Genomic DNA, 22,361 nt, shown 5'->3' with positions numbered 1-22,361 from the left:
TACACTATATTCATTTCGTGTGTCTTCAATAATTGAGGAAAGAAGGAAATAGTTTTGGTGGACAAGAATTTATAAGAGAAAGGAGAGAAAAAAATGTTTTATAGTCGAGTATGTGAAAAGCTACAAATTACATATCCTATTATTCAAGCCGGGATGGCAGGAACAGTTGTAACACCAGAGTTAGTAGCTGCAGTGTCTAATAGCGGGGGATTAGGTACATTAGGTGCAGGATATATGAGCTCTGAACAAATTCGCTTCGCAGTACGTGCGATTCGGCAGTTAACAGATAAACCGTTTGCGGTGAACTTGTTTATTACAAAAGAAATGCAAATGAATGAAAAACAAGTAGAAGAAGCACAACATTTACTACAACCTATTCGGGAACAATTGCAATTAGAAACAGTAAAGCAAACGGTACAGTTACCGGAGAGCTATAAAGAACAGCTGAAAGTTCTTATAGAGGAGAATGTACCTGTTTTTAGTTTTACTTTTGATACACCAAAACAGGAAGAAATAGAGTTGTTAAAAAGACAGGGGATAAAAATAATTGGTACGGCAACAAATGTGGCAGAAGGGAAAGTATTGGCACATTTAGGCGTAGATATTATTGTAGGACAAGGTAGTGAGGCAGGAGGGCATCGTGGAACGTTTCTAGGAAAAGAACAAGATTCTATGATTGGAACAACTGCACTGATTCCTCAGCTTGTTGACGCTATTCCTCACATTCCAATCGTTGCAGCAGGTGGAATTATGGATGGCCGTGGAGTAGTGGCAGCCTATGCACTTGGTGCAGAAGGAGTACAAATGGGCACAGTATTTTTAACTTGCTATGAAAGTGCAGCTCATAAGGCACATAAAGAAGCAATCATAAAGAGTACAGACCAAAGTACGACAATGACGCGTGCATTTTCAGGTAAGTATGCAAGAGGAATTCAAAATGCTTTTATCGAACAATTGAAAAATAAAGAAGAGAAATTTCCTGCGTACCCAATTCAAAATGCATTAACAACAGAAATCCGCCAAGCAGCAGTAAAACAAAATAATGGTGAGTATATGTCACTTTGGGCAGGGCAAGCTTCACCTTTAGCACAAATAGAAGAGGCACAGCAAATTATAATACGAGTGATTAAAGAGACAAAGGAAACATTAACAAAATTACAAAGTACGATCTATAAGTAAAAAAGAACGCTTGAAAAATTCAAGCGTTCTTTTTAGTTATTTTTATAAAACTGTTGAAGTTCCTCGTCGACATATACCCAGCCTTTCCAACCTAAATGCATCGTATCTTTTAAGAAATACTTATCATATTCATGGCTTGAAAAGTCTGCAACTGGGAATCCAGCTTTGGCAATTTGTTCATTTATTTTTTTATAGTATACATCACGGCGTTCTTTCGGGAATCCAGCATAATCGTACCATGGACCATTAACGGGAACAGAAATAAATAATGGTTTTGCATGCGTTTGTTTTAAAATGTCTAAGACTAATTGGAAATCGTCATATTCTGGTGATTCATTGAATGATTCATTTGCTCGATAACCTTTTAGACGTTCTAATTTTTTCTTAATCCCTTTGTTATAGTATGGATCTTCAATGCCAAATGGATTTGTTTTAGATTCTATTTCACCAGTTTTTTCTGCTCGCTTACGAATTTCTTCCCAAGCAAGCGATTTTAATTCAGGATCTAAATGTGTTTTTTGCGGTTTAATATCAAATATTGATGCAACCATGTCTTTGCGGTCTAAAATATTACGATATACGTATGCAAATGGTTTTGCAGCCGCCGCTTTCATATTATGGTTTGTATCGTCATACACAATTCCTTCTAAAGAAGTTTTTAAGAGTGTATCTTTTCGAACAATCTCATATTCTAATAAGCGCTCAGCAATTTGTTTTTTCATCTCAGGCTTTAAGTCATTGTTAAAGATAAGATGGTACGCTTGTTGAGACGAAAAGTTTGGTGCAAAATGCACTTCATCTAAACCTTGTTTTACAAACCATTGTGGTGAAAGGACAAAGACAATTTTGCGATTTTCTAACTGATCCATTGAGGAAGCTAGACTTAATACGTGAGTAAGACTTTGTGTTCCACCGCGACCGATAAGAAACGGTGTAAATTCTTGATCTTTTACTTTAAAGTAGTTCGATGGATGGTACACATCCAATCGAGAAAATTCCGATGAACCATACATCGGAAGGTATTTTGGATTGTCTAGCATCTTTTGTTGCAGTGCAATGCCTTGAAACATTTCTTTCTTTAAAGATGTTGCGGCATCGTCGACCTTTTGCTCCCCGATAAGTGGTAAAAGGAAGCGTGGTGGAATAAATAACACCACGCAAAAAAGAGCAAATGCTAGAAGCATCGGGCCAAACGTTGGTTTTTTCATCGCATATCTTCCAGTTTCTTAATAATCATGTTTGGTGTTGCCCACTCGTCGCGATCAAAGTCAGAAATAGACACTTCAATGCCTAAACGTTCTTGGAATTCTACTAATAACGATACTGTACCGAAAGAATCAAGAACTCCTTCTTCAAATAATTGTACATCTGTATTTTCCTTAACGATGTCATTTTCACATACTTCCTCTAAAATATCTAATACTTGATCTTTAAATTCAGCCATTTTATATTCTCCTTTATATCCAAAAGTTTATTATGAGTAACTGTTTAACGGTTTAACACGAAAAGCAGTTATTAACCAAAAAATCTGTTTAAATTGTTTAAATGTCCTGAGAAAATTAAGAAACCAAAACAAACAAAGTGGAACGTAATTACAATAGCAAGGACGTGTGTCAGCTTGTTGTTTGGCCAAAACTTATGTTTTTTATTTTGACGTTCAAAAATATCAAACAAGATAAACAAAGCAGCATGATATAGGCCATACACAATATATTGATAAATATGCTGGCCAGTAATATGCCAAATTCCCATAATGAAAAAGTTTAAAAATGCGCCGATATAGGAAATCGTATATCGGTTTTTTATAATCTTTTTCTTTGTCGCAAAAAAGACGAATCGCATATAAATGAAGTCGCGGAACCAGAACGACAAGCTCATGTGCCAGCGATTCCAGAAATCTTTAATGTTGCGACTTAAAAATGGTTTGTTAAAGTTTTCTGGTGTTTTAATGCCCATCAAGTAACTTACACCGATAACAAATGCGCTATAGCCTGCAAAGTCGAAGAACAAATAGAAACTATACGCGTACATATAAGTTAAAACGGATGCAAATGTATCTTGTTTTATGAACGGTGTATCTAACAAATATTTGCTAATTAAATAAGCGATAATAAATTTATAGAGAAAACCTTGGAAAATCCGGTTTAAGCCTGTATGTAACATCATTTTGTATTCATCAGCGCTCGGTGGTTTCTCTATATCTTTTTGGAACCGTCGATAACGATCAATCGGTCCTGATGAAATCGCTGGGAAGAACAACACGAACTCCCAAAACTTAAAGAATGATACTTCTTTAATCAGACCGTCACGAATTTCAAAAACCATTTGTGTAGCTCTAAACGTTACAAATGATATTCCAAGAAAAAAAACGAGTTTTAAATCTGGAATGAACGGTGCGATCTTTGCAAGAATCAACGGTAAAATTGATAACGTAATGGCTATATAAAACGTGCTTGTTTTATTATCACGCTTTCTTAATGTTAAGTATCCTCGAATCAGGATATATTGCCAAATGACAAATGCTGCTAGTGCAATCGCTTGTTTAGGTTTATCGGAAAAGATAATCGCTAGTATAATAAGCGTTGCAACAGCATTGTATTTGCGGAGCATTTTACCTTTTAATCCGGCAACAATTGTTGGGAGAAGTAAAATAGCTACAATAGCGAAAAAATAAAATGATCCATATGGGGTCATGCTGTAACCTCACTCAATAATTTTTTACGATCTACTTTTCCATTTGGTGTCATTGGAATAGAAGATTGATACATGAATTTTCGTGGAATCATGTAATTCGGTAATCGTTCATTGAGTTCTTTTTTAATCGCAGATGTTAATTTGAATTCTTTTTCAAAAGAATGTTCACCTGGAACAACAACTGCTAATAAGTAGTCGTATTTTTCACCTTTTTTAATTGGAAGTACAACAGCAGATTCCACATATGAACAAGAACGAAGGTGATGTTCAATTTCTTCTAATTCCATACGATAACCATGTAGCTTAATTTGGAAATCGAGACGACCGTTATAGAAAAGAAGACCATTTTCTAAATAACCAGCGTCACCTGTTTTATAAGCACGTTCGCCGTCAATAACAGTGAACGCTTTTTCTGTTAATTCAGGGCTTCCTAAGTATCCAACACTTACACTTGGACCAACAATGATGATTTCACCCTTCTCACCATCAGCTGCAACTGTGCCATCTTCTTTCATAATGATGATACGGCAATCTGATTTGCAGTAACCGACTGGAAGAGATTGATATTTCTCCACTACTTCATTTGTTACATGAATACCAGTCACCGCAACAGTTGCTTCTGTTGGTCCATATGTATTCATAATCGTAGCTTTTGGGAAACGCTCTAGCAGTTTTTTTGCAACATCATTAGATAATACTTCACCACAGAATAAGAATGTCTTCATATTTGGAAGCATACCTTCTGAGAAAGATGGCTCCATTAAACACATTTCTGCAAAGGATGGTGTAGATGTCCAAACTTGTACATCTGATTGTTCTAAAGAAGCAAATAAATCCTTTGGACGTGCAATCATATCTTTATCAATTGCCCATAGTGTACCACCAGTTACTAATGATGGATAAATGTCCATAACAGATAAGTCAAACGAGAAAGGCGCCTGGTTTAAGAAGACTTGTCCTGTTTGTAAATTGAAGTCTTCAACCGCCCATTTTGTAAAGCTTACAAGACAGTTATACGTAATTTGTACACCTTTTGGATTTCCCGTACTACCCGATGTGTAAATGATGTAGAAGTTGTCTTCATCATTTACTGCATGTTCAGGATTTGGGATATTTCCTTTATGAGTATGAAGAATATCTTCTAATTTGTTTCCATCAATAATGTGAACTGGTAAATCAGCTATTGTAACATCAGTTGGAGATAACAGCAGCTTTGCACCAGAACTTTCCGCAATGCGCAATACACGATCAGCAGGAATTGATACGTCTACTGGAATATATGCGTGACCAGCTTTGACACACCCTAGGAAACAGATGATCATTTCTGGTTGCATATGTCCGTATACCATAATTGGTGATTGATCATCTTCATATTGAGAAGAAATCCAATGTGCTAATGCATCAGAGTCTTCTTTTAATTGTTTGTACGTAATTTTCGCATCTCGCCAAACGAAGGCGTTTTGGTCAGGCGTTTCAAGCGCCCACTTTTCAATCTGTTCTAATAACTTCATAACGCTCCCACCCTAAAATTCATTGTAAATAAATGTACTTGTATTTGTATCTTGGAATCCATACAACCATAGTAAAGCAAATAAAATCGCAAGGTAGTAACAAGTTTTTGCAATCCATTGCGTGAGTGGTTGAGACCATATTTCTTTTAATGTTTTCATGTCTGTCCCTCTCTATAGAAATAGTATCCGTATGTAAGTATCATAACCTACATCGCTTTGAAAAACACAAAAATTCCACATTTTAGGTAAATGCAAGACGGAAAGGCTCTTTTCTGATAGTAGCACTAAATGTTAAAAAAGAAAATCCCTAACTTAACAATTATATTACATTCCAGATTAAATTGTAATTCCTTTGCAATGGAAAGAGACAAGAATATGTTACTTCTAACTAAGATAGTACATAAACTGTTATTAAACAAGTGAATACGGTTATTAATGATGGAATAAGATTGTTAGAAATAGAATAGGGAGTTGAAGCGGATGAAAACATCTCAAGTAGATTGGTTATGTTATCTTTCTGAAGAAAATATTCGAAATTGGCGACGCTATTTGCATCAGCACCCTGAGTTGTCATTTCAGGAAAAGCATACATCGCAGTTTATATATGATACATTACATTCTTTTTCGTATTTTGACTTAATGAGGCCAACAGCATGTAGTGTAATGGCAAAGCGAAAAGGAAAAGGTCCTGGTAAGACTATTGCAATCCGAGCAGATATAGATGCACTTCCAATTCAAGAACAGACAATGAAGCCGTATGCATCAATTGTACCAGGAGTTATGCATGCTTGTGGTCATGATGCACATACCGCAATTTTACTAGGCGCGGCAGAAGCTTTAGCAAAATATGATGGTGACTGGGGGGGAGAAATTCGTCTTTTGTTTCAACACGCTGAAGAACAATACCCTGGTGGAGGACAAGAGATGGTCAGGGCAGGCGTTATGGACGGCGTAGATTATGTTATTGGTTTGCATGTAATGTCAGGACTAGATAGTGGGCAAATAGGAATTTCCTATGGACCGATGATGGCAGCACCTGATGTATTTACAATTGAAATTAAAGGAAGAGGAGGACATGCTGCTCATCCAAAGCAAACAGTGGATCCTATTGTAATTGGCGCACAAATTATTACAAATTTACAGCATCTTGTCTCAAGACGGACTGATGCATTTGAACAACGGGTGGTATCGGTTACGCAATTTCACGCTGGAACAGCCGATAATATTATTCCTGAGACAGCAATGATTGTAGGAACGGTGCGTTGCTTTGAGAATAGCTTAAGGCAAGAGTCTGAAGGGATTATTGAACAAATTGTAAAAGGAATTACAGCGGCACATGATGCAACGTACGCATATACGTATCGGTATGGATATAATCCGGTCATAAATGATTTGTATGTGACAAAAATAGTAGAAGATAGTGCGATTAAATTGTTTGGAAAAGAAAGTATTACCTCACTTTCACCTTCTATGGGGGGAGAGGATTTTTCTGCATATTTACAAAAGTCTCCAGGTTGTTTTGTAAAGCTAGGAACAGGGAATGGAAATAAAGAAACATGTTATCCGCATCATCATCCTAAGTTTGATGTAGATGAAACAGCATTAATTCGCGGTGCACAATTATTCTTGCAAACTGCAATGGAACTATTGAAAGATTAAAGTAAAATGAACAAACAGTGGGAAATGAACAAATGCTCCGCAATAAGTGAAATCGCTTCAATTCTTGTTTATCCCGCTATTTTAGGGCAGTAATATTCCCAACTACTGAGGAAAGTTTCACTTTATATTCTAGGATAAAAAAAGAGCAACTGCGATATTCGCAGTTGCTTCTATTTCTTTCCGTTAGAGAGGGTTAAGAAAGAACTATGCTCATTTATAATATATGCATGTCTCCCGGACAAGCTTGTATCTTTTCATTAATTTTTAAAAAAAATATTGACTTTGATAATTATTATCAATTAATCTAGTGGTGTTGTAAGTGATAATAATTATCAATATCATTTTTGTGTAAGAGCACTAAACATATATAAGATACATAATAAAGGGAGAGAGTTTAATGAGTAAGTTAGTAATGATTTTTGCAAGTATGAGTGGAAATACAGAGGAAATGGCAGGTTATATTGCCGGGGCGATTCGCGAGGCGGAAAAAGAAATTGAAGTAATCGATATAATGTCATCACCAGATGCGTCTATTTTAGAAGAGTATGATGGAATTGTACTAGGTGCATACACGTGGGGAGATGGTGATTTACCGGATGATTTCTTAGATTTCTATGATGAAATGGATAAAGTGGATTTAACAGGGAAAATAGCAGCAGTGTTTGGTTCTTGTGATTCTGCATATCCGAAATACGGGGCAGCTGTTGATACTTTAATTGAAAAATTACAAGAACGCGGAGCTAAAGTTGTACTTGAAGGATTAAAAGTGGAATTAACGCCAGAAGATGAAGATGTTGAAGCATGCCTTCGTTTTGGTACAGAGTTTGTACATCATCTTTCTTAATGGTGAGAGCGTAATGAAGAGCATGTGTAGGAGAATATCAAATATGAAATAAAAAGGTGCAACAAAGCACCTTTTTATTTGTTGAAAATATGTAACAATCGTTGTTTATTTGTTTCAATTATTTTTTCATTATTTGTTTCGAAACCATATACAAGGTCATGGAGTATAGGACTATATTGATAAAAGGAGATAATTCGCTCAAAAAATGTTTCATCCTTGTTATTCGTTAAAGCAGTATATTTGTTGTACACTTCTAATGTAAAGTCATGCCCATAGTCAGCGTATAATCCAGCAAAATCAAACGCGGGATCACCAATTTGTGCATCTCCTATATCAATGATGCCGGCAATTTGCTTTTTGCCAGGATGAAATAGAATATGGTTATGTGTTAAGTCGGCATGAATAACGGTTTGTAAGGAAGAGTTTATATATAGTTGCTCTACAAATATTTGAAATATTGTATGCAATCGATTAGTTTCTTCTATTGTAAATGTGGTAAACAGATAATCTCTTAGTTTTATATGTAATTCCTTCCAATATTTAATAGTTTTCTCAACTTGAAAGCCCCATTCTTTTGCAAGTGTAGTAGGAATTGTATGCAAAGCAGCAAGAAATGATGCAAGTTGCGCGGCAATGTGCGCTTTTTCATTGATTGAGAGATTATGTAAATAAGATGATTTGAATGGTTTGCCATGAATCATTTTATAGTAACTGCAAACAGGAATTGAATCTTCTTCGTTTTCGTATAGAATATGATAGTTCGGTACTTCTATCTGCCCAGCTTGCAGTATAGGAAGTAGTACTTCGTATAATTGTTTTTCACGAGGGATTTTTTTCGCATATTCAATTTTTCTAGGAAATCGAAATAACCAATCATCGTTTACGATAATAGCGACATTATCCCAGCCGCTTTCATCTTGATGAAAGGAATGGATAGGTAAATCGGGGAGTGTTTTTTGAATGTAGTGCGTATAGTTTATCATTTTTTTGCCTCTTTCGTTAAGTAATCATACAAAAGAAAATCCCTAAATTAGGGACTTCTTTTGCTATTCTATATAAATGCATTTTGGTTTTTCGACATGCAAGTTTCTGCTATGTAGAACACAACATGACTTGAACTCGCTTTCTCCTTTTGTTTTAAACCTTGCATGTGGTAGAAAAAGGCCCTGACCGTTTCTATGCATGGCCAGATGCTCACGTCATCCCTAAAAAGAAAGTGGTTTTTATGTCGACTTTCAATTCGATTTATATACATTTTATGATGGGAGTTTCGCTTTATAAATTCTCGTTTTGTTGACCAATCTCCTTTTTACTCAAATCAAGATTTGCATTTTCAATAGCCCTATGTTTGTTCAAAGAATCTCCGGCGTAGCCCTTTTGTGTTTTTAAAACTCTTTTGCTTGAATTTGCTGAGTTGTTATTCATATATATTCCTCCTGTCCTTTATCTAAAATATACGAAGGTAATAAGTAATAGTAGTACAGCTGCAAACACGACAATTCCTACTAAAAACGCCATGTTCGAATAACGAGAGGGGGGATGTACATCTTGACGATAACTAGGTGAAATTTCCGGTGCAAACTCTTCTTGATGAGATTGTTGTTCTTCTGTTTCGTCCATTGTTGCAACTCCTTTCACTGTATTGATAGGTTACGCGCTATAAGAAAGAAATATACACTTAGTATGCTAAGCATTGAATGAGAACTTATACATATAAAGTGAAACTTTAATCAGTGGGGGTATTACTGCCCACGAATAGCGGAATAAATTAAAAAATAAGGAAAATCATGATGAAGAAGGGGAAAGTCTGAAAAGAGAAGGGAATCTATGTTTAAATATCCCTTTATAACGAATTAATGATGTTCTTGCAAAAGAAGAAAAAGTTCTTTATTAAGAACTTTTTCTTCAAAAAAAGAATTATGTTGTGTTTTATTTGTTTGTGACGATTACATTTGTATTGACAGGAACGCGGTCAAATAACCAGTGTACATCATCATTATACATGCGAATACAACCAAGTGTTGTCCATTTTCCAATAGCATTTGCGTTATTGGTTCCATGGATGGCATATGTTGTTCCTTTTGTTCCATTTACATCTAGACCGAGCCAACGATCGCCTAATGGATTACGTGGATCACCGCCAGGAATGTGTCTTTTATAGTATGGTCGATTCTTAATTTTGTTGACAATCGTGTACTTTCCTAAAGGTGTTTTTGTACTGCTTTTGCCGGTAGCAACTGTAAACTCTTTAATAAGTTTACCCTTTTCATAATATGCCATCTTATTTGTCGCGACATTGACGACTAGCAAATGATCTTGCTGATTTGTCTCTGCGTTGACCGCTTTGATAGGAAGCATAGAAGAAAAGAATAATAGTAGTGCGATCATAATTTTCCTCATATTCAATTAATCTCCTTTGTATATATATCCAAATCTATTATAGCTTTCTTTTATAAGGAATCCTATCCTTTTTTTTAAATATTACAGATTATCATAAATGTACTCAAAAAATGAATGAATTCAAAAAGTAGAGAGACGAAAAAGAAGGAGGTGTTCTTTTGGTATTTTTCAGATGTTAAAAAGCCGCTATTTAGCGGCTTTTTACTGCAATATATTTTTTCTGTACTTGCAATAGACGAGCGAGTAAAAAGATTGCCCCGAAAGCCAATCCTAAAATGAGTCCAATCCAATATCCTTTTGCAGCCAAAGGTGTATAGGTTGCAAGGATATAACCGAGCGGCAGACCTATGACCCAATAGGCAACGAGCGTCATAATAAGAGCTACATTTACATCTTTATAACCGCGAAGTGCACCTTGTACTGGTGTGGCAATGGCATCAGAAAATTGGAATAAAATCGCAAGCACTAGAAATTGTTTCGTTAAGTCGTGTACAACAGGGTTATTTGTATAAATAGAAGCGATATTTTCATCAAATACAAATAGTAAGAGCGAATAAACAAATGCAAAAGCTAGTGCCAATCCAATACCTATAAAGCCATAGTGCTTGGCATCTTTATACCTGGATGCACCGACTTCAAATCCAACAGAAATGGTCATTGCCATAGATAGGCTGAGTGGTGTCATATATAAAAGAGACGCAAAATTTATTGCAGACTGGTGAGCAGCAATGGTTGTTGTATTAAAATTACTCATTAATAACGTAACAGCAGCAAAAATACTTGTTTCAAAAAAGATAGCAAATCCAATAGGTATCCCGAGTTTTAATAATTCCTTCCAGCTAGATATAGAGAGGCGATAGAAACATTGAAAGACACCATAGGAAGAGAACGGTTCTTTCGTACGAACAATGATAATCGTGATCAGTAAAATACACCAATATGTGGTTGTTGAGGCGATCGCAGCTCCAACACCTCCGAGTTTAGGAAAACCGAAATGACCAAAAATGAGCACATAGTTCAAAATGATATTAATCGGTAAAGATAGTAAAGTGATAATCATTGTTGTCCGTGTTTTTCCTAAGGCGTCAATAAAACCGCGAAGTACGGTATAGACGAACAGTGGAATGATACCAAATGCGATAATGTTTAAAAATTGACTAGCAATCTGTGCTACTTGTGGTTCTAAATGCATGGCATGTAAAATAGGTGAAACTGCAAAAAAACCAATTAGTATAACGATAAAGCTGACAAAAATCGCTAAATATACAGCTTGTGTCACAACGTGAGACACTTTTTCTTTTTGTTTGGAACCGACAAGATGAGCGACAATCGGAGTGGTCGCTATTAAAATACCTGTTAATCCTGTACTAATTGGAATCCAGATACTTGTTCCAATTGCAACGCCAGCTAAATCAGTAGCACTCGCATGGCCTGACATCGTAGTATCAAAAAAACTCATGGAAAATAATGATATTTGTGTAACGAATATGGGGAAAAATAATAAGACAAATTGTTTTATTTTTTGTGAAATTGATGTAGTTTCTTTCATATATACTCCTTTCTGAAATACAAACAAACCGCTTTAATCATACTATTGAATAAGAATTTAGAAAAGTAATGTGTATCCATGTATTGAGAGTGAATTTGAAAAAAACGATGCGTGTTTTGTAAAGATGAGGTATTATGATAAAGTGTGAATGAAGCATTATAAGGTATTAAGGAGGCACGAATGTGGCTGATTGGTTAATTGGATTAATCATGGGTGCTGTTGAAGGATTGACGGAGTTTTTACCTGTATCATCAACAGGACATATGATTCTAACAGGGCATTTAATTGGATTTGAAGGAGATAAAGCAAAAACATTTGAAGTTGTTGTGCAATTAGGGTCCATTTTAGCGGTTGTTGTTGTATTTTGGAAACGATTATGGTCATTAGTTGGAATTGGACGAGTAAAACAAGGGCCATCATTAAACTTATTACATATTATTATCGGAATGATTCCAGCAGGTTTACTTGGTTTTTTATTTCATAGCAAAATCAAGGAGATTTTATTCGGGACAGGACCGGTTGTTATTAGTTTAGTTGCTGGTGGTATTTTAATGATTATCGCTGAGAAGTTTTCAAAACCAAGCACAGCAAAAACATTGGACGAGATTACATATAAACAAGCATTCACAATTGGGATGTTTCAATGTTTAGCGCTATGGCCAGGATTTTCACGTTCTGGGTCTACGATTAGTGGTGGGTTATTAGCTCGTGTATCTCATACAGCAGCTGCTGAATATACATTTATTCTTGCCGTACCAATGATGATTGCGGCAACAGGTCTTGACTTAATTAAGAGTTGGAGTGAATTAAGTGCAGCAGATCTTCCGTTATTTGCGAGCGGATTTATTACTGCATTTGTGGTTGCGATGTTAGCGATTGTTTCATTCTTAAAATTATTATCACGTGTGAAATTAACACCATTTGCATATTATCGTTTCATTCTTGCTGCGGTGTTTTATTTCTTTGTTTTATAATGAAAAAACTGCCATTTGGCAGTTTTTTATTTTGCTATTTTTTCTATTATATTTTCCATGACGTGTTCCCAAATTGATGTGTCAGAAGCTAATGTTTTACGGAATTCTGCATACATATTTTGCTGTTTTTCTTCGAACCCTGGATCTTCCTTATTAGGAAGTGTTGCACGCATAGAGGTAACTAACTCTTGTACTTTTGGTGCTCGAGGTCCCCATACTGCCTTTTCATTCCCATCTTGATCTGTAAAAATAAAAATTGGAATTGCACGTGCTATCCCATTTGTTAAATATTGATCCATCAACTCTAAATGATCATCGCGAATGAGTAAGCTCATCTTAATGTCAGCAACTTCACAAATACGCTTCATAATTGGTACGCAAAGAAGGGCATCACCGCACCAATCTGCGGTTAAAACGATAACCTTTAAGTTTTCATTTTGACGTGCCTCTAAAGTTGGAAGAAGTTCATTTGGAATTAAGAAGTTATTGTAAATGTGTAGTAATTCGTATTGGTTTACTTTCATATTATTTACATATGTATCAAAGGACATTCCTTTTTCAAACCATTGGCGTAATGTCATGTAGTACACTCCTTTCTATATTTTCTCATATTGTATCAAGTTTTTTTGTAGAAAGCTTGTAATATTACTTTTTCTTTTTATCAGTAATCCATATTTTATCGAGTATAAAAAAGAACAACACAATTAATAATTCTGCCGTATTAGAAATATTAACATCATTCATCCATTCATCTGCGATATGAAATGTAATCCAATCAAAAGAAATTTGTAAAATAGCAAGAAGGAGAAAAGAGAGCCATGTTGGCATGCTGTTTAATGTGGAACTAAAAAATAATGTACACAACTTAATTCCAAAACTACCAAAGAGGTCTAAAACAGTAACTAATATAAAAAAGAGAAGAAGAGCTGTTCGAGATGTATATTCGACTCCGGTAAGATGAAAGACACCAACAGAGACAAAAAAGATAAAAGCAAATGCGAGTAAAATAAGTAGGCCGATACTACTAATTACAATTATTTTTTCTTTTATATTTAAATTTGAAAACCGTTCTTCTTGTTCTTTCATTTAAAACCTCCTAATTTTTAGGGATGATTAACTTTTGGTTTATTGTACCATTTTTTAGGGGAATTGAGTATGCTTTCAACGTTGGAAAGTTCGTATTAAACAGGTGTATGCCGCTCGTTAAGGAGCACTTTTGGTTTATGTGGAGATTTTACTGCCGAATAGCGGGATAAAATGAAAACAGGGTGCTTCTAGGCACCCTGTTTTCGCGCTGATTAAATGTACAGCATGTTTTAAAAGCAACCTTTATCATCTATTTCCAAACGATGAAGAAAAGATACATGAATTTCCAAATAAAAGGGATGACAAAATGAAAAAAGTACGTTAATATAGTTCATAATATTTTTATTTAACTATATTAAATACATAGAGGTGCTGTATAAAATGGTTAACAATCGCGAGTTGCTGATCGAGAATTTGTCGACAAATTTTTTTGCTATGTTTCGTACAATCCGTAATGATATGAACAAAATTTTTGAGGATTATATTCCGTGGAATGAATTTCTCGTGTTACGTATTTTAAATCGAAACCAAAAGGAAATGGTTTCCCGCGTTGCGAATGAATTGAATGTATCGAATAGTCATATTACGGCTGTTGCAGAAAAATTAATAAAAAAAGGACTTGTAACGCGTTCGCGTAGTACGTCAGATCGCCGTGTCGTCTATTTGGAGATTATTGATAAAGGAAAAGAGTTAGTAGCTGAGATGGAAAAACAGAACAAGCTGTATTTGAAAGAACGGTTTTCTGCTTTATCTGAAGAGGAAATGACGGTTATGATCGCTATTTCGCATAAATTAATTTAGGATAAATCATTTTATGTATTTTACATTGGGGAATCGTTAAAGCCTTCGCAACTCAGCGAAGGCTTTTCATGTGTATTTTGAATGAAACGAAGCATACTAACAATATTATGATAAAGAAGGGAAGGAAGTTGTATGACAAATCGTAATGGTAGTATAGGGAGTGGGAATCAAGGGGCACCTAAAGCCGGACAATATCAACAGGAATTTGGTACAGAGTTTATTGCTGGTGATGATAATAAAGGAAAAGAATATCGTTCGAAAAAAGGAAGCAAATCAAGGAAGGAGTGAAGTATATTCACTTCTTCTTTTCTATATAAATACAAATTAAAAAATCGACAGAAAACCCTTTTTCTTTTGAGGGGGACGAGAACATCTGGCCGTGCATAGAAACGGTCAGGACCTTTTCCTGCCACATGAGAGGTTTAAAACAAAGGGAGCATGTGAGTAGCGGTCATGTTGTATTCTGCATAGCAGCGACTTATATGTTAAAAATTTAAAATAGATTTATATATCAGGAGGGAATATAAGTAGTGAGATAAAAAAAAGCCATCTTTGTATTTCAAGATGGCTTAGGAAGGGGGACAATTTATGTCAATTTAAGTTAGGGACAGAAAGCTGTTCGAGACATTGGGGATGTCTCATTATTAGGGAGGAACAGCTTCGATAGTTATACTATAAAAGACTGATGTGAATTCAATGTGAACTTGGAGTGAAGGAATTAGGAATTTTCTATTTTTTATCCCGTAAAAGCCCAATTGGGCCGGCTAACCATCATTGGGGAATGAAAAAACCCCCAATGATGGAAGTTTCACTTTATATGGAAATAAATGTTGAAATTCATAAGAAAAAAGATTATGCTCAACTATGTTACATATTATGGAGGGCGGATTAAGGGAGTTAGTGCTATGAAAATAATAGAAAAACGAGACTTAAATGATCGTTTTATACGATTGAGTCCACCACAAATTTTAGCAATTGGCTTTTTTGCTTTGATTATGGTTGGGGGACTATTATTGAAATTACCAATTTCAACAAAAACGTCAATTAGCTGGGTAGATGCTTTTTTTACAGCGACATCAGCTGCGACTGTAACTGGATTAGGTGTAGTGGATGTAAATAGTACCTTTACAATATTTGGGCAAGTTGTCATTATGTTTCTTATACAAACTGGTGGTTTAGGTTTAATGACAATTGCTATTTTAATAGTTTGGGTGTTAGGTAAAAAAATAGGGCTGCGTCATCGCCTTCTTATTGGAGAAGCATTAAATCAAACGAACATTGGTGGGCTTGTAAAATTAGTAAAACGGGTGTTTTTCTTCTCAATTTGTATTGAATTAGTGGGTGTTGTATTTTTATCTATTCGCTTTGTTCCAGAATTCGGATTCGGAAAAGGAATATATTACAGCTTGTTTCATGTCGTGGCTGCTTATAATAATGCCGGATTTGCTTTATGGCCAGATAATTTAACGAGATATGTTGGAGATCCTATTATTAATATTGGTATTTGTTCGTTAATTGTAACAGGTGGTTTAGGTTTTACCGTACTTATTGATATATGGTATAGCCGCAGTTTTCGAAAACTAGTATTGCATTCAAAAATCATGATTATTGGTACGATTGTGTTAATTGTGGCTGCAATGCTTATTATATTTGTATTAGAATATAATAACGCAAAAACATTAGGTTCTTTATCGTTAAGTGAGAAGTTGTGGGCATCGTTTTTCCAAGCAATTACGCCGCGTACAGCTGGATTTAATACAATTGATTACGGAAGTATGGGAGAGTCAACACTGTTCTTTACGATGGTGCTTATGTTTATTGGAGCAGGAAGTGTTTCGACTGGAGGCGGTATTAAGCTTACCACTTTTGTTATTTTAATTACATCTGTGCTTTCATTTTTCAAGAAAAAAGAAGACTTGGTTTTATTTCGTCGTACAATTAAAATGTCAACAGTGACGAGAGCTTTAGCGATTGTCATTGCCAGTCAATTTTTAATTTTTGTGGCAGTATTTGTACTGATGCTTACTGAAAACTTTAGTTTTATAGAAATTTTATTTGAAACAATTTCAGCATTTGGAACAGTTGGATTAACAATGGGCATTACAGCGAAATTATCAGTTTTTGGAAAATGCGTGATTATGTTTGTTATGTTTTGTGGATTAATTGGACCGCTAACACTTGTATTTTCACTTGCTCGGCCAGCAAAACAAAAAATTCGCTATCCAGCTGAGGATGTATTTACAGGATAAGGTATCTTGCAAGAAGCAAGATACCTTTTATCATATTCCATGATGAAAAATTGTCTGTAAGATTCTGATCGATGGAAGCTTCGCGTTTAAAAAAGAGAGAAAAATAAGCCGATAAGAGCCGCTCGGAATATTAATGCGACAATTGCCGCTAAACCGCCAACGATTGCAGCAATTCCACCTGTAACAGTAGCGCCGCGGTTATAGGCATAGATACCGAGTAGGACAGAAAGAAGTCCAAAGAGAATTGGAAAAGTGAATAAAGATAAGACGGCAAAAGCGAGTGCGATAAATCCAGTTGTTGAACCACCTGCGGCTTTTGTCGTTACTTGTTCTTTGTCATTGTAAGGCACACCGTTCGGTGCAATTTCAGCTGCATATTCTTCTTCAAAATGATCTTCGTTTTCTCTATAACGTTCTTCGTGTTTATCAGTCAATGTGATATCTCCTTTCATAAAGAGCTTCATGTTTAGTATGAGCTACTTTTGTTTTTTTATCCTATTATTCGCGGACAGTAAGCCGTGCTTTTAGCTCAAGTAACTTTTGGGAGAAGAATGTTCTACAAGGAATATTTGCTTTCAAAAATTATTAGGTTGTAAAAACTGGTATGTCTTTATCGTTTTTGGAAACGATAAAAAGGAATTAATAGGAAAAAGAGGTGGTTTCTATGACGCAACATCCAATTGAAAACTTAATGAAAACAGCAATGGCAAATTTAAAAGAAATGGTGGATGCTAATACGATTGTCGGAAAGCCTGTATCAACAGCAGATGGTAGTATTATTTTAACCGTTTCCAAAGTTGCCTTTGGTTTTGGGGCAGGCGGAAGTGATTTTAATGTGAATGGACAAAAAACAGAGGCTCAGAGCTTACATCCATTTGGAGGTGGAAGTGGTGCCGGGGTTTCCATTAATCCTGTTGCATTTTTAGTAGTTGGGGCAAAAGGGGTTCAAGTAATGCACTTACATAGTGGTACACACCTTGTAGAAAAAGCATTGGAAACAGTGCCTAATGCCGTGCAGAGATTGGTAAATAAGCTTTAATAGGACACTTGCATTTTAAGGAAATTATGATATAGTAGATGAAGTGTGCTTAAAAACGATACGAATATAAGGTGAATGAAAATATATAGATAATTATGATTTATGAAAGAACAAGGGAGAGGTATAAATGATTAACATCAAGAATTTTGTTGTCGGTTTATGTATGTTAGTGAGCGGATTTGTTGTGTACGTACTAAAGGAAAAAGCGCAGTTTTAGCAAACAGGCTCATTTGTTAGTCTGTTTTTATTTTGGAAAAAATGTTGACATTATTATGATGGTGAGATAAAATATATTTTCGTGTCTCGGTTACAGCTAGTATATATTGGTTATTCTTTACTTATACAAATCACTGGTTTGCTAAAGATCGGGTGATGATGCCAACAACTTTAGTGATCACGTATATGATGAATTGTATTTGTAAGTTGTATACACATACTAGTGTATCAGGAGCGGTCGTTGGAGCCGTAATGATGAAAGAGAGGTAGGGCTTTCATCCAGTATATGTTACTTTCCCGTTAGTTAAATATAGAAAAAAAGGCTACTTTTTAATAAATGGTAGCCTTTTTTAATGTGTTTCTGAAAGAAGTTCCCATCTTCGAGCATGTGATGGGATCGCAAAGTGAAGTTTTCGATAGAATTCCTTATTCATTAAAGTTTTACTTTATTGAATTCTACTTTCGACCTGTTGACAAATTTCATCGGTTGTTAATCCTCTTGCGTCAATAACAGATCCCTTTATCACAGCATTACTAATCCCCGCTACGTTAGAATCTTGACCGCTGATAACGCAGCAGTCACATCCTTGTACATCACTTTCAGATTGCAATGAGACTACGTCATGCCCCTTTTGCTGTAATGCTTGTTGTACGTTTGTTAAAGTATTTTCTACGCCAATTTTCGCCATGTTATTCACCTCCTGCCATCTAGTAATATGTTCCTTTTTCGGAAGAATATTCACTAATTAGCAGAAGAGTTCACACGTGTGGCAGGAGAAGAAATAAGCTAGTCGTTATAAACCCCCGTCAACATATCGCATACAAAACGATCGTTTTGCACATCTTGCATTATATAATCATTTGATTGTACATCAACAGAAGCAATAAACATCGGATTTTGTGTTGTTTTATTTTGCTCTGCATATGGAAGTAATTCTACATAATCCTCTAATTTACACAGTCCTTTTGTATTCATTAAATCAAATAACTGAAGCATTTCCATTACTTCTTGTCTGGTTCCTTTAATTTGTAAACATGCCATATGATTTAGCCCCCTCGAATTTGTCAAAATGATTTTTGAAAATAGGATTATGAGTAATGAGGAAAAAATATGAGCGTTATCCTCAAATTTTATTTTTTATTTTTCCCCCTCACTTTATTAATCCTCTTTTTCCTAAAAACAGATGGAACGTCCGTTTATTGGATACAATACATTCGCATTTTTGGACAAAAATCCTTCCCTCGAATAAATATTTTTTGTTGAAAAAAATGTCGGAAAATATTTTTTGACATTTTGTAAACGTTAACAATACTGATATAACAATATAAATTAGGTTGTTTATAAGTTTAAAAATTTAAAATTTTCAAAAATTTCTTTGATTTATTTGAAAAGGAAGCGTAAACTAGGAAACAATAAAAAATTCAAGGATATAGGGGGCGCTTTCAAGTGAACGAGCAATGGATTTTCTTAAATGGAGAATTTGTTCAAAAAAATGAAGCAAAAGTTTCTGTTTATGATCATGGATACTTGTATGGTGATGGGGTATTTGAAGGCATTCGTGTTTATAGTGGGAATGTTTTTCGATTGAAAGAACACCTCATTCGTTTGTACGAATCAGCAAAATCCATTTTATTAGAAATTCCATATACGTTGGAAGAAGTGACCAATATTGTTGTTGAAACGATAAGGCGTAATCAATTATCCAATGGGTATATTCGTTTAGTTGTATCACGCGGAGCTGGAAATCTTGGTTTAGATCCTGATTCGTGCTTAAAGCCAAATGTTGTTGTAATTGCAGAACAACTAGCATTGTTTCCAGCGGAATATTATGAAAAGGGTATCCCGGTTGTGACAGTTGCAACAAGGCGGAATCGTCCAGATGTATTAACACCACAAGTGAAATCATTGAATTACCTCAATAATATTTTAGTTAGAATTGAAGCGAAACTTGCTGGTGTGCAGGAAGCGCTGATGTTAAATGAGCAAGGGTATGTTGCAGAAGGTTCAGGTGACAATGTATTTATTGTAAAAGGCAATAAATTAATTACACCGCCAAGTTCTGCGGGAGCACTGGAAGGAATTACCCGAAACGCAATTATGGAAATTGGTGAGAAGCTTGGCTATGACGTAAGGGAAGAATTATTTACTCGTCATGATGTGTATGTAGCGGATGAAGTATTTTTAACAGGTACAGCAGCTGAAGTTATTGCGGTAACGAAGGTTGACGGAAGAGAAATTGGTGCTGGGAAACCAGGGACACATACAAATCGTTTATTAGAAGAATTCCGTAAGCTAGTAGTAGAAGATGGCGAAAAAATTTATGAAGAAAATAAAGTAAGTTGGTAGGAGAATAACCGATGCGAAGTAATATGATTAAACAAGGGATTGACCGGGCGCCGCATCGGAGTTTGCTTCATGCGGCAGGGGTTAAAGAAGAAGATTTTCATAAACCATTTATTGCAATTTGTAATTCATATATAGATATTGTTCCAGGACATATTCATTTAAGGGAACTTGCTGATGTAGCGAAAGCTGCGATTCGGGAAGCAGGAGGTGTTCCTTTTGAATTTAATACAATCGGTGTTGATGATGGAATCGCGATGGGGCATATTGGAATGCGCTATTCACTTCCGAGCCGGGAGATTATTGCAGATGCAGCAGAAACTGTAATTCAAGCTCATTGGTTTGACGGAGTGATGTTTATGCCGAATTGTGACAAAATTACACCAGGAATGTTAATGGCATCTGTTCGGACGAATGTTCCTTCTGTTTTTGTATCAGGGGGACCGATGGAAGCTGGAAAAGCAAAAGATGGCACTCCTCTTTCATTAGCATCTGTATTTGAAGGAGTTGGCGCTCATAAATCAGGGAAGTTAAGTTTAGAGCAGCTGATTGATATGGAAAAATCAGCATGTCCAACGTGTGGTTCTTGTTCAGGGATGTTTACAGCAAATTCTATGAATACCATTATGGAAATGCTCGGTGTTGCACTTCCTGGAAATGGAACGATTGTCGCAACAAGTGAAGAACGACATAACTTAATTCGTCAAGCTGCGTCTCATTTAATGGATTTAATTGAACGTGATATAAAGCCGCGTGACATTATTACGAAAGAAGCAATTGATGATGCCTTTGCATTAGATATGGCGATGGGCGGATCGACAAATACCGTTTTACATATGTTAGCCATCGCGAATGAGGCGGGAATTAATTATGATTTGCAGCGTATTAATGATATTGCAAAGCGTGTTCCATACTTGGCGAAAATTAGCCCAGCTTCTCATTATTCTATGCATGATGTACATGAAGCTGGCGGGGTGGCAGCTATTATTAAAGAGCTTTCACAAATTCCAGGGGCAATTCATTCGGAGCGCATTACAATTACAGGGAAAAGCATCTATGAAACAGTAGAAGATGGAAAAATTTTAGATGAAAAAGTAATTCGTCCGAAAGAGCGGCCTTATCGTAAAACAGGTGGTCTTTCCATTCTCTTTGGAAATTTAGCACCAGATGGTTCTGTCCTAAAAGTTGGAGCGATTGATGAATCAGTTACCTCATTTGTGGGTGAAGCAATTTGCTTTGACTCTCATGATGAAGCAGTTGCTGCAATTCATAGTGGTATTGTGAAAGAAGGGCATATTGTAGTCATCCGCTATGAAGGTCCAAAAGGAGGGCCTGGTATGCCGGAAATGTTAGCTCCAACATCAGCAATCGTTGGGAGAGGACTTGGAACAAAGGTTGCGTTAATTACCGATGGCCGCTTCTCCGGAGCAACAAGGGGGATTGCGATTGGGCATGTATCGCCTGAAGCGGCTGAAGGAGGACCGATTGCATATGTGAGAGACGGCGATCCCGTCATCATTAATGTAAAAGATGGCAGTATTCATTGGGAAATTTCTAATGAAGTATTAGAAGAGCGAAAAAAACAATTTATTTCTCCAGAGCCGAAAGTGAAAACTGGGTATTTAGCAAGATACGCAAAGCTTGTTACTTCGGCAAACACTGGAGGAATTATGAAAATATAAAGTGAAACTTCCGTTCACGGATGGATAAAGCGTTGATAGGGAGGAGTAGTTGATTGTGAAGCCTCACAGAGAGTCGGTGGTTGGTGGAAACCGATGGTTCACGTTGATGAACATCGCCCTTGAGTGCCAAACTG

Annotated in this window: 26 protein-coding genes and 1 other annotated feature (1 of these 27 running past the window's edge); of the genes, 11 read left to right on the top strand and 15 right to left on the bottom strand. The window is 35.9% G+C overall.

The genetic code is table 11. The features are described from left to right. The first annotated feature begins 93 nt into the window (after nt 1–93). A complete protein-coding gene (locus tag ACIGHG_RS01140; RefSeq protein ID WP_396546761.1) occupies nt 94–1,179 on the top strand; it encodes an NAD(P)H-dependent flavin oxidoreductase in 1,086 nt (361 codons plus the stop codon). 32 nt (nt 1,180–1,211) lie between these two features. Here ACIGHG_RS01140 and dltD read toward each other — a convergent pair whose 3' ends face one another. The 5 genes from dltD to ACIGHG_RS01115 all read right to left on the bottom strand — a co-directional run bounded on the left by dltD (nt 1,212) and on the right by ACIGHG_RS01115 (nt 5,543). Further along, complete coding sequence (gene dltD / locus ACIGHG_RS01135; RefSeq protein WP_336471526.1) at nt 1,212–2,387, bottom strand: D-alanyl-lipoteichoic acid biosynthesis protein DltD; 1,176 nt, start codon at nt 2,385–2,387, stop codon at nt 1,212–1,214. After that, the gene (dltC, locus tag ACIGHG_RS01130; RefSeq protein ID WP_336471527.1) at nt 2,384–2,623 is read right to left on the bottom strand and encodes a D-alanine--poly(phosphoribitol) ligase subunit DltC; all 240 of its coding nucleotides are present in this window, start codon (nt 2,621–2,623) and stop codon (nt 2,384–2,386) included. Before dltC ends, dltD begins: the two co-directional genes overlap by 4 nt. Nucleotides 2,624–2,694: 71 nt before the next feature. Next, a complete protein-coding gene (gene dltB / locus ACIGHG_RS01125) occupies nt 2,695–3,873 on the bottom strand; it encodes a D-alanyl-lipoteichoic acid biosynthesis protein DltB (RefSeq protein ID WP_396546758.1) in 1,179 nt (392 codons plus the stop codon). Continuing rightward, nucleotides 3,870–5,384 carry a D-alanine--poly(phosphoribitol) ligase subunit DltA gene (gene dltA, locus ACIGHG_RS01120; RefSeq protein ID WP_336471529.1) on the bottom strand — a complete coding sequence of 505 codons (1,515 nt, stop codon included), beginning with the start codon at nt 5,382–5,384 and terminating at the stop codon, nt 3,870–3,872. The genes dltB and dltA overlap by 4 nt, the downstream gene beginning before the upstream one ends. Before the next feature lie 12 nt (nt 5,385–5,396). Continuing rightward, nucleotides 5,397–5,543, bottom strand: a complete 147-nt coding sequence (locus tag ACIGHG_RS01115) for a teichoic acid D-Ala incorporation-associated protein DltX (RefSeq protein ID WP_090915341.1) — start codon at nt 5,541–5,543, stop codon at nt 5,397–5,399. A gap of 321 nt (nt 5,544–5,864) precedes the next feature. Here ACIGHG_RS01115 and ACIGHG_RS01110 point away from each other — a divergent pair, with 321 nt between their 5' ends. Both ACIGHG_RS01110 and ACIGHG_RS01105 read left to right on the top strand, forming a co-directional pair. Continuing rightward, nucleotides 5,865–7,043, top strand: a complete 1,179-nt coding sequence (locus ACIGHG_RS01110) for a M20 metallopeptidase family protein (RefSeq protein ID WP_396546755.1) — start codon at nt 5,865–5,867, stop codon at nt 7,041–7,043. 397 nt (nt 7,044–7,440) lie between these two features. Continuing rightward, complete coding sequence (locus ACIGHG_RS01105; protein WP_396546753.1) at nt 7,441–7,887, top strand: flavodoxin; 447 nt, start codon at nt 7,441–7,443, stop codon at nt 7,885–7,887. Between the two features lie 74 nt (nt 7,888–7,961). Here the strand turns inward: ACIGHG_RS01105 and ACIGHG_RS01100 are convergent, their stop codons facing one another. The 5 genes from ACIGHG_RS01100 to ACIGHG_RS01080 all read right to left on the bottom strand — a co-directional run bounded on the left by ACIGHG_RS01100 (nt 7,962) and on the right by ACIGHG_RS01080 (nt 11,836). Further along, on the bottom strand, nt 7,962–8,870 hold the full coding sequence (locus ACIGHG_RS01100) for an aminoglycoside phosphotransferase family protein (protein WP_396546751.1): 909 nt from the start codon (nt 8,868–8,870) through the stop codon (nt 7,962–7,964). Between the two features lie 292 nt (nt 8,871–9,162). Beyond that, a complete protein-coding gene (locus ACIGHG_RS01095) occupies nt 9,163–9,312 on the bottom strand; it encodes a hypothetical protein (RefSeq protein WP_090915349.1) in 150 nt (49 codons plus the stop codon). Between the two features lie 18 nt (nt 9,313–9,330). After that, nucleotides 9,331–9,507 (bottom strand): 2-isopropylmalate synthase, encoded by a 177-nt coding sequence (locus tag ACIGHG_RS01090; RefSeq protein WP_090915351.1) that lies wholly within the window; start codon nt 9,505–9,507, stop codon nt 9,331–9,333. Between the two features lie 309 nt (nt 9,508–9,816). Continuing rightward, entirely contained in the window at nt 9,817–10,287 is a 471-nt protein-coding gene (locus ACIGHG_RS01085) for a L,D-transpeptidase (RefSeq protein ID WP_336471533.1), read from the bottom strand. A gap of 190 nt (nt 10,288–10,477) precedes the next feature. Further along, complete coding sequence (locus ACIGHG_RS01080; protein ID WP_336471534.1) at nt 10,478–11,836, bottom strand: MATE family efflux transporter; 1,359 nt, start codon at nt 11,834–11,836, stop codon at nt 10,478–10,480. Between the two features lie 182 nt (nt 11,837–12,018). Here ACIGHG_RS01080 and bacA point away from each other — a divergent pair, with 182 nt between their 5' ends. Continuing rightward, nucleotides 12,019–12,810, top strand: a complete 792-nt coding sequence (gene bacA, locus ACIGHG_RS01075; RefSeq protein ID WP_090915356.1) for an undecaprenyl-diphosphate phosphatase — start codon at nt 12,019–12,021, stop codon at nt 12,808–12,810. A gap of 26 nt (nt 12,811–12,836) precedes the next feature. Here the strand turns inward: bacA and ACIGHG_RS01070 are convergent, their stop codons facing one another. Continuing rightward, nucleotides 12,837–13,391 carry a thioredoxin family protein gene (locus ACIGHG_RS01070; RefSeq protein WP_396546748.1) on the bottom strand — a complete coding sequence of 185 codons (555 nt, stop codon included), beginning with the start codon at nt 13,389–13,391 and terminating at the stop codon, nt 12,837–12,839. Between the two features lie 64 nt (nt 13,392–13,455). Continuing rightward, entirely contained in the window at nt 13,456–13,896 is a 441-nt protein-coding gene (locus ACIGHG_RS01065; RefSeq protein WP_336471536.1) for a YrvL family regulatory protein, read from the bottom strand. A 381-nt stretch (nt 13,897–14,277) separates the two neighbouring features. Here ACIGHG_RS01065 and ACIGHG_RS01060 point away from each other — a divergent pair, with 381 nt between their 5' ends. The 3 genes from ACIGHG_RS01060 (at nt 14,278) to ACIGHG_RS01050 (ending at nt 16,946) form a co-directional block, all read left to right on the top strand. Further along, nucleotides 14,278–14,697 (top strand): MarR family winged helix-turn-helix transcriptional regulator, encoded by a 420-nt coding sequence (locus ACIGHG_RS01060; RefSeq protein WP_336471537.1) that lies wholly within the window; start codon nt 14,278–14,280, stop codon nt 14,695–14,697. Nucleotides 14,698–14,829: 132 nt separating this feature from the next. Continuing rightward, entirely contained in the window at nt 14,830–14,985 is a 156-nt protein-coding gene (locus ACIGHG_RS01055) for an imidazoleglycerol-phosphate dehydratase (RefSeq protein ID WP_336471538.1), read from the top strand. Nucleotides 14,986–15,602: 617 nt separating this feature from the next. Further along, nucleotides 15,603–16,946 carry a TrkH family potassium uptake protein gene (locus ACIGHG_RS01050; RefSeq protein ID WP_336471539.1) on the top strand — a complete coding sequence of 448 codons (1,344 nt, stop codon included), beginning with the start codon at nt 15,603–15,605 and terminating at the stop codon, nt 16,944–16,946. 86 nt (nt 16,947–17,032) lie between these two features. On the opposite strand, the gene ACIGHG_RS01045 is transcribed toward ACIGHG_RS01050, so the two are convergent. After that, the gene (locus tag ACIGHG_RS01045) at nt 17,033–17,398 is read right to left on the bottom strand and encodes an imidazole glycerol phosphate synthase (RefSeq protein ID WP_396546745.1); all 366 of its coding nucleotides are present in this window, start codon (nt 17,396–17,398) and stop codon (nt 17,033–17,035) included. A gap of 212 nt (nt 17,399–17,610) precedes the next feature. Here ACIGHG_RS01045 and ytfJ point away from each other — a divergent pair, with 212 nt between their 5' ends. Both ytfJ and ACIGHG_RS01035 read left to right on the top strand, forming a co-directional pair. Beyond that, on the top strand, nt 17,611–17,985 hold the full coding sequence (ytfJ, locus tag ACIGHG_RS01040; RefSeq protein WP_336471541.1) for a GerW family sporulation protein: 375 nt from the start codon (nt 17,611–17,613) through the stop codon (nt 17,983–17,985). 127 nt (nt 17,986–18,112) lie between these two features. Continuing rightward, nucleotides 18,113–18,202 (top strand): hypothetical protein, encoded by a 90-nt coding sequence (locus tag ACIGHG_RS01035; RefSeq protein ID WP_020063024.1) that lies wholly within the window; start codon nt 18,113–18,115, stop codon nt 18,200–18,202. Nucleotides 18,203–18,647: 445 nt separating this feature from the next. Here the strand turns inward: ACIGHG_RS01035 and ACIGHG_RS01030 are convergent, their stop codons facing one another. Then, nucleotides 18,648–18,890 carry a YkuS family protein gene (locus tag ACIGHG_RS01030; protein ID WP_139207656.1) on the bottom strand — a complete coding sequence of 81 codons (243 nt, stop codon included), beginning with the start codon at nt 18,888–18,890 and terminating at the stop codon, nt 18,648–18,650. Between the two features lie 98 nt (nt 18,891–18,988). After that, the gene (locus tag ACIGHG_RS01025; protein ID WP_336471542.1) at nt 18,989–19,243 is read right to left on the bottom strand and encodes a DUF3911 family protein; all 255 of its coding nucleotides are present in this window, start codon (nt 19,241–19,243) and stop codon (nt 18,989–18,991) included. Nucleotides 19,244–19,648: 405 nt separating this feature from the next. On the opposite strand from ACIGHG_RS01025, the gene ilvE reads away from it, so the two are divergent. Both ilvE and ilvD read left to right on the top strand, forming a co-directional pair. Further along, nucleotides 19,649–20,548, top strand: coding sequence for a branched-chain-amino-acid transaminase (gene ilvE, locus ACIGHG_RS01020; RefSeq protein WP_336471543.1), 900 nt, complete (start codon nt 19,649–19,651; stop codon nt 20,546–20,548). Between the two features lie 11 nt (nt 20,549–20,559). Then, nucleotides 20,560–22,227, top strand: coding sequence for a dihydroxy-acid dehydratase (gene ilvD / locus ACIGHG_RS01015; RefSeq protein ID WP_396546741.1), 1,668 nt, complete (start codon nt 20,560–20,562; stop codon nt 22,225–22,227). Nucleotides 22,228–22,250: 23 nt separating this feature from the next. Continuing rightward, nucleotides 22,251–22,361: a binding site (T-box leader), on the top strand; it runs 117 nt beyond the window's last position.

The sequence above is a fragment of the Bacillus sp. NPDC077411 genome, assembly GCF_044543425.1.
In the GTDB taxonomy this organism is placed as follows: Bacteria; Bacillota; Bacilli; order Bacillales; family Bacillaceae_G; genus Bacillus_A; species Bacillus_A bruguierae.
Note: the sequence above shows the minus strand (reverse complement) of the source record. Positions and strands in the feature narration are given on the sequence as shown.

Excerpts from the sequence above, each read along its gene's own strand:
- ACIGHG_RS01140 (WP_396546761.1), top strand. The coding sequence starts at position 94 with ATGTTTTATAGTCGAGTATGTGAAAAGCTACAAATTACATATCCTATT.
- dltD (WP_336471526.1), bottom strand. The coding sequence starts at position 2,387 with ATGAAAAAACCAACGTTTGGCCCGATGCTTCTAGCATTTGCTCTTTTT.
- dltC (WP_336471527.1), bottom strand. The coding sequence starts at position 2,623 with ATGGCTGAATTTAAAGATCAAGTATTAGATATTTTAGAGGAAGTATGT.
- dltB (WP_396546758.1), bottom strand. The coding sequence starts at position 3,873 with ATGACCCCATATGGATCATTTTATTTTTTCGCTATTGTAGCTATTTTA.
- dltA (WP_336471529.1), bottom strand. The coding sequence starts at position 5,384 with ATGAAGTTATTAGAACAGATTGAAAAGTGGGCGCTTGAAACGCCTGAC.
- ACIGHG_RS01115 (WP_090915341.1), bottom strand. The coding sequence starts at position 5,543 with ATGAAAACATTAAAAGAAATATGGTCTCAACCACTCACGCAATGGATT.
- ACIGHG_RS01110 (WP_396546755.1), top strand. The coding sequence starts at position 5,865 with ATGAAAACATCTCAAGTAGATTGGTTATGTTATCTTTCTGAAGAAAAT.
- ACIGHG_RS01105 (WP_396546753.1), top strand. The coding sequence starts at position 7,441 with ATGAGTAAGTTAGTAATGATTTTTGCAAGTATGAGTGGAAATACAGAG.
- ACIGHG_RS01100 (WP_396546751.1), bottom strand. The coding sequence starts at position 8,870 with ATGATAAACTATACGCACTACATTCAAAAAACACTCCCCGATTTACCT.
- ACIGHG_RS01095 (WP_090915349.1), bottom strand. The coding sequence starts at position 9,312 with ATGAATAACAACTCAGCAAATTCAAGCAAAAGAGTTTTAAAAACACAA.
- ACIGHG_RS01090 (WP_090915351.1), bottom strand. The coding sequence starts at position 9,507 with ATGGACGAAACAGAAGAACAACAATCTCATCAAGAAGAGTTTGCACCG.
- ACIGHG_RS01085 (WP_336471533.1), bottom strand. The coding sequence starts at position 10,287 with ATGAGGAAAATTATGATCGCACTACTATTATTCTTTTCTTCTATGCTT.
- ACIGHG_RS01080 (WP_336471534.1), bottom strand. The coding sequence starts at position 11,836 with ATGAAAGAAACTACATCAATTTCACAAAAAATAAAACAATTTGTCTTA.
- ACIGHG_RS01070 (WP_396546748.1), bottom strand. The coding sequence starts at position 13,391 with ATGACATTACGCCAATGGTTTGAAAAAGGAATGTCCTTTGATACATAT.
- ACIGHG_RS01065 (WP_336471536.1), bottom strand. The coding sequence starts at position 13,896 with ATGAAAGAACAAGAAGAACGGTTTTCAAATTTAAATATAAAAGAAAAA.
- ACIGHG_RS01060 (WP_336471537.1), top strand. The coding sequence starts at position 14,278 with ATGGTTAACAATCGCGAGTTGCTGATCGAGAATTTGTCGACAAATTTT.
- ACIGHG_RS01055 (WP_336471538.1), top strand. The coding sequence starts at position 14,830 with ATGACAAATCGTAATGGTAGTATAGGGAGTGGGAATCAAGGGGCACCT.
- ACIGHG_RS01050 (WP_336471539.1), top strand. The coding sequence starts at position 15,603 with ATGAAAATAATAGAAAAACGAGACTTAAATGATCGTTTTATACGATTG.
- ACIGHG_RS01045 (WP_396546745.1), bottom strand. The coding sequence starts at position 17,398 with ATGAAAGGAGATATCACATTGACTGATAAACACGAAGAACGTTATAGA.
- ytfJ (WP_336471541.1), top strand. The coding sequence starts at position 17,611 with ATGACGCAACATCCAATTGAAAACTTAATGAAAACAGCAATGGCAAAT.
- ACIGHG_RS01035 (WP_020063024.1), top strand. The coding sequence starts at position 18,113 with ATGATTAACATCAAGAATTTTGTTGTCGGTTTATGTATGTTAGTGAGC.
- ACIGHG_RS01030 (WP_139207656.1), bottom strand. The coding sequence starts at position 18,890 with ATGGCGAAAATTGGCGTAGAAAATACTTTAACAAACGTACAACAAGCA.
- ACIGHG_RS01025 (WP_336471542.1), bottom strand. The coding sequence starts at position 19,243 with ATGGCATGTTTACAAATTAAAGGAACCAGACAAGAAGTAATGGAAATG.
- ilvD (WP_396546741.1), top strand. The coding sequence starts at position 20,560 with ATGCGAAGTAATATGATTAAACAAGGGATTGACCGGGCGCCGCATCGG.